The following is a 14,935-nucleotide window of genomic DNA, read 5'->3' as shown; positions in this document are numbered from 1 at the left end:
ATCAGGTGTCCACCAAATGGGGGTCAGGTCCTATGCCGGCGGAATGACCATTCGGGATATCCAGCACCATATGGCAACTGCGATGCGGGTTGATATCTCCCATGAGACGATTTCAGCGGTTACAGACGCAGTCTTGGATGAGGTCATGATCTGGCAAAACCGCCAGTTAGACGAGTTCTACCCAGTCATTTTCCTGGATGCACTACGTATTAAAGTCCGCGACGGCGGCCGAGTAGTCAACAAATCTGCGTACATGGCAATCGGCGTGGATTTAGATGGCATCAAACACATCCTGGGATTGTGGATTGCCAAAGAAGAAGGTGCTTCCTTTTGGGCACACGTGTGCGCCAACTTATCTAACCGTGGGGTCAAAGACGTCTTTATTGTCTGCTGTGACGGGCTGAAAGGCCTACCAGAGGCAGTTGAGGCAACCTGGCCGAACTCTATGGTGCAAACCTGTATCGTGCACCTGATTCGCGCCGCTAACCGGTGGGTAGCCTACGGGGATCGCCGGGGCGTATCAGCCGCGTTGAAAAAGATTTACACTGCCACGGACGAGCCCACAGCACAGGTTGCTTTAGACGAATTTGAAGCCTCCGAGCTGGGTGAGAAATATCCCCGCTCAGTCAAGGTCTGGCAGGACGCATGGGGCCGGTTTGTCCCGTTTCTGCAGTTCCCACCAGCAGCCAGAAAGGTAATCTATACGACGAACTCCATTGAGTCGTTCAACAATGAGCTGCGTAAAGCTACCCGCAACAGGGTGCAGTTCACCAACGATGAATCAGCGATAAAGACGCTGTGGTTGATGATCTGCAACATCGAAGACAAACGAGCCGCAAAGAGGGCAAAGCAAGGCAAACGAGTCTCAGCGACAGCCGGCAGACTCATGGAAGGAGCCCGAGTTTCCGGCTGGAAACAAGCCATTAACCAAATGGCCGTGGCCTACCCCGACAGCTTCGACAAATACCTATAAACCTAGCCCCACACACAAACAACTTGACACCCTCCGAACAAGCAAGCATTGATAGATGCAGGTCTGCACTACATTTTGTCGGTGAAACCCCACCGTGCCTGAGGTGATTGAAACCTGGCGGCGGGAAATCCCTGGTGAAGCCTACGCCCACGGCCAGATCTGGACACAAGCCTCGGCAAGCGATGCGCGCAAACACACAACCCCGAATACGGTGACCCACTTCCAGTACTCCTATGATCGGGCCAGACGCGGCCTGCGCGGAATCAAAGAGCAAGTCGCAAAAGCCAAACGCGCTGTTGACGGCGAAATCGCCATTAAGCGCAACCGCTATTTCGATCTTTCCACCCCGAACAAGAAGGTCAACTACGCTCTCGCTGCCAAACACCGAGCCCTAGCCGGAATTAAAGGCTATGAAACCGACCTGACCGCTCTTCCCGCCCAGGAGGTTATCGGGCATTACCGCAGGCTATTCCACATTGAAAATGTCGTATCGGATGTCGAAATCAGACCTGAAAGCACGCCCAATCTATGCGAGGAAACAAAACTCGATCACAGCACATCTCAATATTGTGATGGCAGCACTAGCCGTGACCCACCTGATGGAGACCCGCAGTGGTCACTTCATCAAACGCCTCGTGAGAACACTCAAGAAATACCGCAGCTTTCAACTCGTCGTTGGCGGCGAAACCATTCACGCCGCCGTACCATTCCCGCCCGACCTCACTGCCACCATCCAAGTAATCACCGGCCGCGAACTTCCGCACAAAATTGGCCTAAGTCAGGTTAGAAGGGAATCAGCACACCGTCTCGTGGGATTCGTGCTCTGGGTGCTCAATCTGGATGGTGGAGTGCTCGATACCGTGTTCGCGCAGGGCCTGCTGGGCGGCATCCAACAGCGGGCCGGTGCCGACGGTGCCGTCGCGCACGATATGCACGGTCGTGAGCACGTTCACGCCGTCCAGGCTCCACAGGTGCAGGTCGTGGATGTCAGCAACGCCCTCGACCTGCCGCAGCGCGGGCTCGATCGCACTGGCGTCGAAGTCCGCCGGGACTTGCTCGAGCAGCACGCTCGTCGAAAGCCGCATGAGCTGCCAGGCGCGCGGCAGCACCATCGCCGCGATCGCTAGGGAGGCGATCACGTCCGCCGCCACAAACCCCGTGGTCAGTACCACGATGCCGGCCACGATTACTGCGACAGAGCCGAGCATATCCACTAACACGTGCAAGAACGCGCCCTCCACGTTGATCGAGGATTTGCGGTGCCGGTGCAGAACCCACGCCGATAGCGCATTCGCCACCAGGCCGATCACCGCGATGATCAGCATCGTTTTTCCCTGCACTTCGGCCGGGCTCTGCAGGCGGCGCACCGCCTCGACGACAATCCACACCGAGATCGCCAGCACCATCACTGCGTTCGCCAGTGCAGCAAGCACCTCCACTCGTCGGTAGCCGTACGTGGCCTGAGCCGATGCTTGTCGGCGCCCAACCAACACCGCTAACACCGCGATGATCAACCCCGCAGCGTCGGAAAGCATGTGCATCGCATCCGCCATCAGCGCCATCGAACCCGCCAACCAGCCGCCGATCAGCTCCGCGAAGAAGACGGTGCCGGTAATGCCTAGCGCAATCAAGAGTGCGCGCAGCGGCGTGCTGGAGTGATCGTGGTCGTGGTGCTCGTGTGCCATGCACTCAGCCTATCCCCGTCGACGCTTATTGACAATTAAATGGAAATGGATGGCGGTAAGCGCAGCCACTGAGGCCAAGTCGGCCTGCTTTAGGTCATTGTGCAGTTGTCCTTTGAATGTGTAGAGAAGCTGAAACATGAACAACCAAAAAGTAGGGTTAAGTAGCAGAATGTGTGTCCGTTCGGCGTGTTGCGGGGCGGGTACACGGTTAGTTACTTCATGGGGTCTTTTCTGATTCCTATCGAGTGTTCGTACTCGGTTGGGATAGCGTTGTCGTAGAAGGCTGGTCGGCCTGTTTCTTGGTCGGCTTTGTTGTGGTTTTCTTCGGCAAGATCGTTGACTTTGGCGAGTTGATCTTGGCCATAATTGCACTGCCTGGCGATATTTAGCGGATCGTCAGGCAGTTGCTTTTTGGTGTGGAGGTACCACTCGAGCATTTTTCGTTGGCGTTCCCCTGACCTGCCTCGGTGCGCATCGGCGATGCGTTTGAGCTGGGCGTTTATGCCGCCTTCAAGACTGTTTGTCGTTGAAGCCCAGCGCTTAGGATCAGGCACATTCGGTGGTGGCTTAAGGTAAGTAAACAACCAATTGTTGCGCGATAGGTGCAGCAGTGAGTTGTAGGCTTTGCGTATTCGCAGATGAGTCCATTCCCACTGGTTATTGAGTGTTCGGCGTTCCTTTGGCACGGGTGTTTTCTCGTTGAGGAATGTTTTGAATACCTGACCGAAGTCGTGCAGACGTAGCGTCCACTCCCGTGCCTGTTCGAGTGTGGTGACACGGGTTAGTTTCAGCGCCAGTGCGTAGATGGTTTTGCCGGCGTCGGTGCGCGGCCGTGAGGTGGTGTAGCGGCGGATGACGCGTTGCGCATGGACGAGACAACGCTGAATCATCGCGTTTGGCCAGCAGGCTTTAATCGCGGTGAGTGCGCCTTGTCCGACGTCGATGACGACGCAGAGCGGCTCGGCGATTTTGCGAAGAAGCTGCGTGTATGCGTGGACAGTTTCGTGTTTGGTCCAGTGCCAAGCAATGACGTGGTGGCGTCGATGAAGATCTGCTCGTAGACGCGCTGCGGGGCACCGTCGTTGGGGACGTCGATGAGCCAAAACGGTTCAATCGGCGATCAAGTGTCCAACGACTCACCCTTTGTTGCCCGGCGAGTTCAGACAACGTCACTGTGGAGGTGACATAGGAGATGAAGGCTTTAAAGTCGCAGGCCTGAGTGAGATCGGTGCGGGTTCGTGTCGTGGAGCTGCCGCAGTTCGGGTCTTTGCACCGCCACCTGGTTGTGCCTTTGGATGTGGTTCCGTTTTTCTTCATTTGCCCAGCACATACCGGGCATCGTGGTCTGTTTTTACTCACCCGGAAAGCACACCAGAGAGTGTCTGATGGTTTGTGTGTGGGTACCTAACCTGCATGAGGAGATGGACCAGAATGACTACTGTGGCGAGACGAGATCCGGCTGATAAGGCCAAGATTGATGCGATTGAAAAGAAGCTGCTTGCTAATCCTGACATCGCGAAACTGATTGATGACCTAGGCACGTCCACAACGGATGCCAACGACCTAGTTCGCGGCATGTTACAAGCCTCGATTACCAGGGGACTCAACGCTGAAATGGATGCCCACCTGGGCTACGAGTCTGGCGACAGGAGCGCTAAAGCTGCAGCTAGAACAGACAATTACCGCAACGGGTCGTATCCAAAGACCGTGGATTCTAACTACGGGCCAGTCACCGTTGATGTCCCTCGGGATCGGGCTGGAACATTCTTTCCGACTATGGTCCCTAAAGGTTCTAGGCGCTTGACTGATGTTGATGACATGATCGTCAGCTTGTATGCCGGTGGGATGACAATTAGGGATATCCAGCATCATATGGCAACGGCGATGCGTGTCGATATTTCCCATGAGACGATTTCTGCGGTTACTGACGCCGTGCTCGATGAGGTTATGGTCTGGCAAAACCGCCAGCTAGACGAGTTCTACCCCGTGGTTTTCCTGGACGCGTTGCGCATTAAAGTCCGCGACGATGGCCGAGTAGTCAACAAATCTGCGTACATGGCAATCGGCGTGGATCTCGACGGTATTAAGCACATTTTAGGATTGTGGATTGCCGAGGAAGAAGGCGCTTCATTCTGGGCGCAGGTATGCGCCAACTTTTCTAACCGTGGGGTCAAGGACGTCTTTATCGTCTGCTGTGACGGGCTGAAAGGCCTGCCAGAGGCAGTTGAGGCAACCTGGCCGAACTCTATGGTGCAAACCTGTATCGTGCACCTGATTCGCGCCGCTAACCGGTGGGTAGCCTACGGGGATCGCCGGGGCGTATCAGCCGCGTTGAAAAAGATTTACACTGCCACGGACGAGCCCACAGCACAGGTTGCTTTAGACGAATTTGAAGCCTCCGAGCTGGGTGAGAAATATCCCCGCTCAGTCAAGGTCTGGCAGGACGCATGGGGCCGGTTTGTCCCGTTTCTGCAGTTCCCACCAGCAGCCAGGAAGGTCATCTATAGGGCCCGACCCCCGACGTGTCCACTTTTCGGGGGTCGGCCCCCCGATTAACTCATAAAGTTCTGGCTCATACTCACCAGCTTCGACCTTGGAAATCGCCGCGAGTACCTGGGAGACACCGAAAATGTCTGCTATCACATCAGTTTCATTCCAAGCGAGGTCTTGCGGCAGGTACGCTACCGATTCCGGCTTTTCCACCGTCCCCGCAGTGGCTGGAATATTTCCTAGTATGACCTCTAAAAGAGTTATCTTTCCTGCACCATTATCCCCAATTAGCGCAGTTAAAGGGCCAGAAAAGGCACCGTTTAGGCTGCTAAAGCAGGTTTGACCATCTGGCCAAACTAACGAAAGGTCATTCAATAAAATAGGCATGCTTAAATCCGTTCTTTATCTTGTGTCTTACGCGAAACCACGACGGATGAGCACTGCCCACTCCTTTCACCGGCAACTATTGCTGCGAAAAGTATAGCAATTTCAAGCCTAGAAAAGCGAAAGCCCCCTTTTCTTCCCGCGCAAGAAAATGCAGCAGGAAGAAAAGGGGCTTGGCTAATGCCGTGCAGTTGTGGATTACTCCACGGTCACGGACTTGGCCAGGTTACGTGGCTGGTCCACGTCGTAGCCCTTTGACTTTGCCACGTGCGCGGCAAAGATCTGCAGGGGCACGGTTGCGAGGAGCGGCTGCATCAACGTCGGCGCCTTTGGCACGCGGATAACGTGGTTAGCGTAATCCTCTACCGCGGTATCGCCTTCTTCTGCGATCACGATGGTAATGGCACCGCGGGCGCGGATTTCCTGGATATTGGATACCACCTTGGAGTGCAGCGAATCGCGCCCGCGCGGGGACGGCACGATAACGAAGACCGGCTGGCCCTCCTCAATCAACGCGATCGGGCCGTGCTTGAGCTCGCCTGCGGCAAAGCCCTCCGCGTGCAGGTAGGCGATCTCCTTGAGCTTCAGCGCGCCTTCGAGGGCGACCGGAAAGCCTACGTGGCGGCCCAGGAAGAGCACGGATTCCGCATCCTTCATGGAGTTGGCCAGGCCGGCTACCTGCTGTTCTTCATCGATGACGCTTTGTACCTTATCCGGCATATTGCGCAGCTCAGCAAGAACCCCCTGAATTTCATCAGAGAACATATTGCCGCGCAGCTGTGCCAGGTACAGGCCCAGCAGGTAGGTCGCGGTAATCTGCGCCAAGAAAGCCTTGGTGGAGGCCACCGCGATTTCGGGACCCGCGTGGGTGTAGAGCGCCGCATCGGATTCGCGCGGAATGGACGAGCCCTGCGTATTGCAGATGGCGATGACCTTCGCGCCCTGCTGGCGGGCGTGGCGCACGGCCATCAAGGTGTCCATGGTCTCGCCGGACTGGGACAAGGCCACGACCAAGGTCTTCTCGTTGACGATCGGATCGCGGTAGCGGAACTCGTGAGCGAGCTCGACCTCGGTGGGAATGCGGCACCAGTGCTCGATGGCGTACCGCGCCACATGGCCGGCATAGGCCGCGGTGCCGCAGGCGATCACGATGATCTTATCGATGGACTTCAAGACTGACTCATCGATGCGCAAGTCATCCAAGGTCAGCTGGCCTTGCTCATCAAAGCGGCCCAACAGGGTATCGCGCACGGCGGCAGGCTGATCGTGGATTTCCTTTTCCATAAAGGAATCAAAGCCACCCTTTTCAGCGGCGGCCGCATCCCACTTGATCTCAAAGGACTTGCCCTCGGTGGGATTGCCGTCGTAGTCAGTAATGACCACATCGTCAGCAGTGATGGTGACTACCTGGTCATTGTCCATTTCCACTGCGGACTTGGTGTAGTCAATAAAGCCCGAGACGTCAGAGCCCAAGAAGTTCTCGCCTTCGCCCAAGCCGATGACCAGGGGCGAATCGCGGCGGGCGGCAACGATGCGATCCGGCTGGTCAGCGTGAATGGCCAGCAGGGTAAACGCACCGTCGAGGCGCTTAGCGGTCAGCTGCATTGCCTTGGTGAGGTCACCGGCGGCGTCGTTGTGGAAAACATCGCCAAGCAATGCCGCGGCAACTTCAGTATCGGTTTCAGAAACGAAGTTGTAGCCCTTGTTCAAGAGCTCGGTGCGCAGCTCCGCGAAGTTTTCGATGATGCCGTTGTGCACCACGGCCAGCTTGCCACCGTCAACGACGTGCGGGTGTGCATTGAGATCGGTCGGACCACCGTGGGTGGCCCAACGGGTGTGCCCGATTCCCAAAACGGAATCCTTCAGCGGACGCGCTGCAATCTCATCGTCCAAGGCAGCAACCTTGCCCGCCTTCTTCCGCCAACCGATTTCCCCATCGGCGTACATCGCCACACCAGCGGAGTCATAGCCGCGGTATTCCAATCGACGTAGACCTTCCAGAACTACATCCAGAGCGAAGTAGTCGCGGTCACCGTTAGCTAGACCTATATATCCAACAATTCCACACATAAGAAGTGATCCTACATCATTAATTAACGGGCAAATGCTTCAGATAGCTCGGGGAATAGTGGGTGTTCCGGAGCTATTCCGGTCAGCTCAGTTGCCAGGGAATCCGTCGCCGCGCGGTCGCCCGCAGCGTCTTGCAAACGTTTTTGAAGCTCGACTGACTCCGCATCCTCAGGAACATCAAAGTCCAAGGCAGCTCTCACAGCTTCGACCAAAGAAGTAGCTTCAAACCCTCGTTCTGCCAATTCGGCAGCGGGTCCGATGAACCGTTCGTTACGAGAAATCTTCCGCAATGGCGCACGACCTACTCGGTCGGTAGTGTCTGGAAGCTCTGGATTTTGGAATCGCTTTAGAATCTTATCAACGTACGCCTGCTGGACCTCAGGATCGAAGTCGAATTTCTCGATAATGAGCTGCTTCGTTTCTGCCAAAACAGCGGCCACTTTTCCACGGATTTCCTCGCGCGACAAAGCATCGGAGATAGCGGAGATTCCTTGCTGCTTTCCAAAGTACGCAGTCGCTGCGTGGCCCGTATTTACAGTAAAGAGCTTCCTGGTGATATACGGCGCGAGGTTATCTACCCAAGTAATTCCAGAGATATCGGGAACGTCAACGCCAGCCTGTGCAAACGGCTCAACTTCCACGGCCCATTCATGGTAGGTCTCAACAGTTACATCCAGCGCTTCAGCGCCTGTCCGACGCTCTTGGTTCGGAACGATGCGATCGACAGCAGTATTAGGGAAAAATGCCACCTCATCAACCTCTGGATAGACCTTGCGGATGGCATCAGCCAGCCCATCAGTGGCGTTGATCGCATTTTCGCATGCCATCACAGGCACCCTTGCGCTACCAGCCGCTGCACGACGCCTTAACCCCTCTGCAATTGAAGGCGCGATAAGTCCCAGCACAGTGGGACCTACTGCAGTAGTAATCATGTCCGCATCAACTATCTCCGCATACAGACCTTCCTCGTCTTCTGCGGAGTTCACACCGGAAAAACCGGTCACCGTTACGTCCCGAGCGTCAGCGCCCACTTCGTGCACGGTATAAGAATCAAGATCGTTCAATAAGTTGATCAATGGTTCAGCAACGTCCGCGAACTTTAGCTCGTAGCCGGCTTCATGCAGGATTGCTCCCACAAATCCACGACCAATATTTCCCGCACCGAAATGCAATGCCTTCTTAGTAGCCATTACTTATTCACCTTTTCGAAAATTTCGAGGATCTCGTCCTTCGTTTTGGCCTGTTCAAGCTGCTCCACGGTGTCTGCTTTGCCAAAGATTTTGGCAATTTTCGACAATGTCTTGAGGTGAGAGCCATCTGCACCAGCGATACCGACAATGAACGTGGCGGGCTTGCCGCCCCAGTCTACGGGTTCATCCAGACGGATAAAGGAGATGGCAGATCCTTTGATAGATTCCTTTGCCTCATTTGTTCCGTGCGGGATTGCCAGACCATTGCCCATAAAGGTGGATACGGACTTTTCGCGTTCATGCATTGAATCTACGTAAGCTTGCTCAACCGCCCCTGCAGACACTAGCAATGCTCCTGCTTGGTCAATTGCTTCTTCACGGGAAGTTGCATGCCCATCGAGGACAATCGTTTCCGGACGAAGTACGTCAGTACCGGCAGAGGCATTCTCGGACACAGCATCCGAAGCTGCGGGGTCTTCTGCAGCATTTTGTTCGTCTGCAATTGGAGCTGTGGTGGAAGATTCACCAGATTGCTGCTCGCGAATTAGCTCTACCACTTCGTCATAACGCGGCGAGGCCATGAAGTTATCTACTGTTACGTGAATAGCAGACGGCGTTGCTGGTTTTGCACGCTCTGCCAAGTCCTCGTGAACGACGACGAGCTCGTAATTATCTTTTAGATTATTGACTGCCGAATTGGTGACGGTGACTACGTCTCCGAATCCTGCTTCCTTAATTTTATTCCGGAGCACGGAAGCGCCCATCGCGGAAGAGCCCATTCCGGCATCGCAGGCAAAGACAACATTGCGAATCTCAGGGGACTCTTCTGCAGATTGAGAAGAAAGTGCCCCTGCTACAGAGGATTTCTTCCCCTTCATAGCCTCCATATCTGCGGTGGCCTTATCCAAGTCGTCTGTGCCCTTCGTGAATTTCAGAATCGGCGCAGCGATAGCAAAGGACACTGCAGTGGACGCGAGAACTGCAATAGTTACCCCGAGATAAGAATCGGACGCGACGGTTCCGTAAATCGCGATGATGGAGCCAGGGGCTGCAGGCGAGCGAAGTCCAACGTCCATAATCGTGTTGATGGCAACACCGGCCATTCCGCCACCAATTGCGGCAAGCAGAAGCTGCGGACGCATCAGTACGTAAGGGAAATAAATCTCATGGATACCACCGAAGAAGTGGATCAAAGCGGCTCCAGGAGCCGTTGCTCGCGCCGACCCCGCGCCAAAGACCATGAAGGCAAGCAGGATTCCCAAACCAGGTCCTGGGTTAGCTTCCAAGAGGTAGAGGACCGACTTACCAGTCTCTGCTGATTGGTCAGTCGCCAACGGAGTAAGAACACCGTGATTAATGGCGTTGTTAAGGAAGAATACCTTCGCAGGTTCGATCAGAGCGGAGGTCAGCCACAAGAGGTTGTTGGAGATTAGGAACTCCACTGCCCGCCCAGCAATGTCCATGATGAAGTTCATCACTGGAGTCAGTAGGTACATCGATGCGATAGCACCAGCGAAACCGAAAATACCCAGTGAGAAGTTGTCCACCAGCATTTCGAATCCAGGGCGAACTTTTCCAGCCCACAAGGACTCAAGCTTCTTGAATAGCCAGGCAGCCAGAGGGCCACAAATCATGGCGCCTAGGAACATGGGCGACGAGTGACCGTCTTCGCCAATCCACTCTGGCGCGGAGGTACCCATGATGACACCCATCGTAACGATGGCACCTACCACACCACCGCGGACCTCATGCACCAATTTACCGCCGGTAAATGCAATAAGAATCGGCAGCAGGTACGTCACCATGGGGCCGACCATCGTATTTATCTTTTCGTTCGGGAAGAACCCGTCTGGGATAAATAGAGCGGTGAGAATACCCCAAGCGATGAAAGCGCCGATATTCGGCATAATCATCGAGGATAAGAATGTTCCGAACTTTTGAACGGCGACGCGAGCCCCGCCCTTTTGTTGTTTCGTCTCAGCCATGCGCACAATCCTTCACTAGCAGCTGAGTGCGTGCGAACTAAGCACACGCACAGTGGGAACGTTTTTAAATTATTGATTTCATCAATTACCTCGTCATTTTAGCCCCTTTGCAAGCGGAACTTTAATTTTGAATGCATAATAATTTCCTTCGGCCCACTTTGATGAGGGAATCGGGTTCAGTCGAGGTAATTCTTTTAGCTAAATCAGCAGGAACACGCTGGTCACGAAGCTCCTTGGCTGCAGCTGACCGGGTTGTGGGAGAAGAGGGGCATCTGCAAGCAGCCGCGCCCCTTCCCTACCGGACCGCTAGCGGGTGGCGCGCTCCAGCATCTCCAGGACGTGGTGGTAATCCTCGCCGGTGGCGCGGGACATGCCCAGCTCACACGTGCGGTTGGTCGAAGCGTGATACTGCGCGCCCAGCTCCGTGACCTGGGCGGCCTCGGCGCGGGTGGCGGACTCCGTGAGCTCTGGGTGGAGCATGCCGCGGTCGCCGGCATAACCACAGCAATTCCAGGCGGTGGGGATATGCACCTCCGTAGCTGCGGCCCGGGCGACCTTTTCAACATCGCCCATCATGCCGAGCTGGAACGCCGAACAGGTCGGGTGAATCGTCATAGAATCCACCGGCTGGGTGGTCTCGAGGCGCGGCAGCAGCGTATCGGCGGTAAAGCTCAGCGCATCGATGACGGTAATGCCAATGGATTCCAGCATCTCCTGGAAGCCCGCGGTACAGCTGGATGCATCCACGATCACGGGCAGGCGGGCGTTATCTGTGGCCTCCATGATGCTCTCGCGCACGCGCTGTTCCATAATGTCGTGGCCCTTGCGCATGCCCTTTGAGGACCATGGCGTTCCGCAGCAGAGCTTTTCGATGCCCTTGGGAACCTCCAGCGCGATCCCCGCTCGCTCCAAGACGGTGATGAAGGCTACCGTTGCACCCATGCCCTCGCCTTGCGGGGCGAACATGGAGTTTACGCAGGCTGGAAGGTAGATTCCCGAGGTCTCAGCGTAGCGATCTCCCACGCGCCCGGCCAGGCGCTCGCGGGACTTGCCGCCCTTGCCGAGCTCCGGCTGGTATCCCGGCACGGTATCGGGGCCGATGAGCGAGCGGGCCACGTCGGTGACTTTCGTGACCAGCTGCGCCGGCAGCATATGCGCGCCGGTTAGCGCCGTTGCTGCACCGCGGCTGGTGACCTGCCAATTCTTGGCGGCGGTAGACCAAACCTTTTCTTCTGCGGCCCCAGCATTCTCGTGGCGCAGCTTCTTGATGAATTTACCGGTATCAATGCCCACTGGGCAGGCGGTTAGACACATAGAATCCACGGCGCACGTATCGATGCCCATGTACTCATAGGCCTCATCGAGTTCTGCAACCAAGTGTGTATCGCCACTTTCTTGCGCCCGCTGGCGGGCACGGCGCACCACGATGCGCTGGCGTGGGGTCAAGGTGAGATCCCTCGACGGGCAGACCGGCTCGCAATAGCCGCACTCAACGCACGGGTCGATTTCTTCTTCCACCGTGGGGTTGAGCTTGATATTTGTAATGTGCGCATCGGGGTCATCGTCCAAGATGACACCTGGGTTCATCGTGCCGGCGGGATCGCAGGCACGCTTGAGCAGCTGCATGACCTCGTAAAGCTCATCGCCGTACTGGCGGCGCACATACGGGGCCATGGCGCGGCCGGTGCCGTGCTCGGCCTTGAGGTTTCCCTCTGCCGAAAGCACCAAGTCCACCATTTCCTCATTGAAGTTGTTATAACGGCCAATGGCGCTATCGCCTTCGAAGCGGTCCGTTAGAAGGAAGTGGATATTGCCGTCTTTCGCGTGGCCGAAAATGACCGCATCGTCGTAAGAATAGCGGGTAAAAAGCTCCTGCAAGGAGGAACAGGTATCGGCCAAATCGCCCACCGGCACCACAACGTCTTCCAAGAGCGCCGTGGTTCCTGAGGGCCTCGCTTCTGCCACCTGGGCATACAGGCCCTTGCGGAAGTTCCACGCGGCGGTGCGGGTGGGAATATCGGCTGAAAATTCCGCCGGTGATTGCAGGTCCAATTCGCGCAAAAGGGCCGAGCCCTTGTGTTCTTTTTCCCGCAGCTCTTCTTTGTCATCGGATTGGTACTCGATAAGCAGCGCGGCCTGCGAATCCACATCGAAGCCGGTAATGGCCTGCGGGACCTTATCAAAGCCTTGGCCGACGCGAATAGAGGCAGAATCCATTAGCTCCAGGGTGGCGGCACCGGTCTCCACCAGGGAAGGCAATGCCTTCGTAGCGGCGGAGAGATCGTTAAAGACTGCCACGGTAGTCGTCGTGAGGGAAGAGATGGACACGGTGCGAAAGACCGCTTCCGCGATAAACGCGAGCGTTCCTTCGGACCCCACCAACAGGTGCTCAAAAAGCTTGACTGGGCTGTCAAAGTCCAGGAAGGAATTAAGCCCGTAGCCCATCGTATTTTTCAGCTGGAAATGGCGGCGGATGATATCTACTGATTCCTGGTTATCGCGCACGCGGCGCTGCAGGCGGGTCAGCGTATCCACCAGCTCGGGTTCCTGCGCCTGGAATTGCCGGTCCGCATCCGCGTCCGCAGTATTGATCACCGTGCCAGAAGGCAAGACAAAGGTCAGCGATTCCAAGGTGTTATAGGTATTGAACTCGGTGCCGCAGGCCATTCCGGAGGAATTATTCGCCACCACGCCGCCGATGGTGCAGGCCGCTTCGCTGGCCGGGTCCGGGCCGAGCTTGCGATTGCGCAGCCCCAACCGCGCATTGACCTGGCGCACGGTCGCCCCTGGCTGCACGCGCACCCGCTTGCCGTCATCGAGGACTTCAATGCCCCGGAAATGCTTGCGCACATCCACTAAGTAGCCCTCGCCGGAAGCCTGACCGGCCAGGGAGGTGCCGCCCGAGCGCAAGGTCACCGGAATACCTTGCTGCCGCCCTGCCTTGAAAATGGCGGCCACGTGTTCTGCCGAGCGCGCTTCAATAACGGCCTTCGGGGTGTAGAGGTAGTGCGAGGCATCGGAGGCATAGGCCACCCTGTCGATGATGCCGGTCTTTACCTCCGGCCCATCCTGCGGAAATAATTGGTCGATCTTAGGGGTGCCGGTAGTCATATGCGGCGACCTGCCTTCCCAGAGAAGCATAGAAAATGTTACCTAGTGCACATTTTCGCCCGCCTTCTCGCCGCCGCGCAAGTAAGGCAACCCATATAACTTCGGCACCGCCAACCCCTTTTGTCCTCCGCGAATCCCCCGCATGTGCCACTCGCCACCCCTTGCCACCAGCACGGGGTGATCTTCATCTATCCTAGAATGCGTGTCTGCGAATTTGAATAAACACTTAGGAACGTTATCGAAGCGTGGCCGCAACCGCGTGCTGGTTGGCGACCTCGATTATGCGGGTATTACCGGCAAGGTTTATACCCCTGCGGAAGGCCAAGGCCTGCCCGCCGTCGCCTTTGGCCACGATTGGATGCACAAAATCAAGGATTACCACGCCACGCTGCGCCACCTCGCCAGCTGGGGCATCGTCGTGGTCGCCCCCAATTCTGAGACCGGCATGTTCCCCGATCACCGCAACCTGTCTGCAGACATGGAATCTGCGTTGCAGATCGCCGCTGGGGTAAAGCTCGGAACCGGCAATATCACCGTATCGCCGGGCAAGCTCGGCATGATCGGCCACGGCATGGGCGGCGGCACCGCGGTTTTGAGCGCGGTTGATAACCCGAAGGTCAAGGCCGTCGCCGCAATTTATCCCGCCGTGACCGCCCCGTCCGCCGTCGAGGCCGCCCGCAGCCTCGATACGCCGGGCTTGGTCATTGGCTCTGGGCGCGATGATATTTTCAATGCCGGAAACCCCGCCAAGCTGGCCTATAACTGGCGCGGCCAGGTGGCCTACCGGGCCATCGATAAGGGCACGCAGGCCGGCTTTAGCGAAGATCGCTTCCGCAAATTAGCCATCGGTTCCGGCGCCTTCCAATCCGGCCCCACCGAAATCGCCCGCGGCCTCGTCACCGGTTTCTTGCTCTCTACCCTTGCCGGCGAGTCTGCCTATGACGGCTTTGCGGATCCTGAGGCGAGCGCGAAGAAGGTAGAAAGCTTGACCGGCGATGAACTGGCCGAGCGCGCCGGCGTTGCCCGCGATGACTAAAAGCTAACTCG

At 56.6% G+C, this 14,935-nt stretch carries 7 protein-coding genes and 4 pseudogenes; 4 read left to right on the top strand and 7 right to left on the bottom strand.

All coding sequences use genetic code 11. The features are described from left to right. Positions 1-4: 4 nt before the first annotated feature. A pseudogene (locus ACP8IT_RS02430) lies at positions 5-973 on the top strand (IS256 family transposase); the annotation flags it as partial. 36 nt (positions 974-1,009) lie between these two features. Then, a pseudogene (locus tag ACP8IT_RS02425) lies at positions 1,010-1,737 on the top strand (IS1634 family transposase); the annotation flags it as partial. 30 nt (positions 1,738-1,767) lie between these two features. On the opposite strand, the gene ACP8IT_RS02420 reads toward ACP8IT_RS02425, so the two are convergent. Then, positions 1,768-2,658, bottom strand: a complete 891-nt coding sequence (locus ACP8IT_RS02420) for a cation diffusion facilitator family transporter (protein ID WP_005276393.1) — start codon at positions 2,656-2,658, stop codon at positions 1,768-1,770. Between the two features lie 212 nt (positions 2,659-2,870). Beyond that, positions 2,871-4,017, bottom strand: a pseudogene (locus ACP8IT_RS02415) (IS1249 family transposase). A 72-nt stretch (positions 4,018-4,089) separates the two neighbouring features. Between ACP8IT_RS02415 and ACP8IT_RS02410 the strand changes: the two are divergent. Then, positions 4,090-5,163: pseudogene (locus ACP8IT_RS02410) on the top strand (IS256 family transposase); the annotation flags it as partial. Here the strand turns inward: ACP8IT_RS02410 and ACP8IT_RS02405 are convergent. The 5 genes from ACP8IT_RS02405 to ACP8IT_RS02385 form a co-directional block, all read right to left on the bottom strand. After that, complete coding sequence (locus ACP8IT_RS02405) at positions 5,083-5,535, bottom strand: ATP-binding cassette domain-containing protein (protein WP_490290325.1); 453 nt, start codon at positions 5,533-5,535, stop codon at positions 5,083-5,085. The pseudogene ACP8IT_RS02410 and the gene ACP8IT_RS02405 sit on opposite strands and share 81 nt — an antisense overlap. A gap of 195 nt (positions 5,536-5,730) precedes the next feature. Then, on the bottom strand, positions 5,731-7,602 hold the full coding sequence (glmS, locus tag ACP8IT_RS02400; protein WP_284628596.1) for a glutamine--fructose-6-phosphate transaminase (isomerizing): 1,872 nt from the start codon (positions 7,600-7,602) through the stop codon (positions 5,731-5,733). A gap of 23 nt (positions 7,603-7,625) precedes the next feature. After that, a complete protein-coding gene (locus ACP8IT_RS02395) occupies positions 7,626-8,792 on the bottom strand; it encodes a mannitol-1-phosphate 5-dehydrogenase (RefSeq protein WP_284628595.1) in 1,167 nt (388 codons plus the stop codon). Further along, positions 8,792-10,777 carry a PTS mannitol transporter subunit IICBA gene (locus tag ACP8IT_RS02390; RefSeq protein WP_282006252.1) on the bottom strand — a complete coding sequence of 662 codons (1,986 nt, stop codon included), beginning with the start codon at positions 10,775-10,777 and terminating at the stop codon, positions 8,792-8,794. The genes ACP8IT_RS02395 and ACP8IT_RS02390 overlap by 1 nt, the downstream gene beginning before the upstream one ends. Before the next feature lie 306 nt (positions 10,778-11,083). Continuing rightward, positions 11,084-13,888, bottom strand: a complete 2,805-nt coding sequence (locus tag ACP8IT_RS02385) for an FAD-binding and (Fe-S)-binding domain-containing protein (protein WP_490290324.1) — start codon at positions 13,886-13,888, stop codon at positions 11,084-11,086. Between the two features lie 202 nt (positions 13,889-14,090). On the opposite strand from ACP8IT_RS02385, the gene ACP8IT_RS02380 reads away from it, so the two are divergent. Then, positions 14,091-14,924, top strand: a complete 834-nt coding sequence (locus ACP8IT_RS02380) for a dienelactone hydrolase family protein (protein WP_490290323.1) — start codon at positions 14,091-14,093, stop codon at positions 14,922-14,924. The last annotated feature ends 11 nt before the right edge of the window (positions 14,925-14,935 follow it).

The organism is Corynebacterium sp. LaCa_23 (genome assembly GCF_058182375.1).
The sequence above is the reverse complement of the archived record's forward strand: the minus strand, read 5'-3'. Positions and strand labels throughout refer to the sequence as shown.

What these genes read in the sequence shown, in the direction of transcription:
- ACP8IT_RS02420 (WP_005276393.1), bottom strand. Translation starts at nt 2,658, where the DNA reads ATGGCACACGAGCACCACGACCACGATCACTCCAGCACGCCGCTGCGC.
- ACP8IT_RS02405 (WP_490290325.1), bottom strand. Translation starts at nt 5,535, where the DNA reads ATGCCTATTTTATTGAATGACCTTTCGTTAGTTTGGCCAGATGGTCAA.
- glmS (WP_284628596.1), bottom strand. Translation starts at nt 7,602, where the DNA reads ATGTGTGGAATTGTTGGATATATAGGTCTAGCTAACGGTGACCGCGAC.
- ACP8IT_RS02395 (WP_284628595.1), bottom strand. Translation starts at nt 8,792, where the DNA reads ATGGCTACTAAGAAGGCATTGCATTTCGGTGCGGGAAATATTGGTCGT.
- ACP8IT_RS02390 (WP_282006252.1), bottom strand. Translation starts at nt 10,777, where the DNA reads ATGGCTGAGACGAAACAACAAAAGGGCGGGGCTCGCGTCGCCGTTCAA.
- ACP8IT_RS02385 (WP_490290324.1), bottom strand. Translation starts at nt 13,888, where the DNA reads ATGACTACCGGCACCCCTAAGATCGACCAATTATTTCCGCAGGATGGG.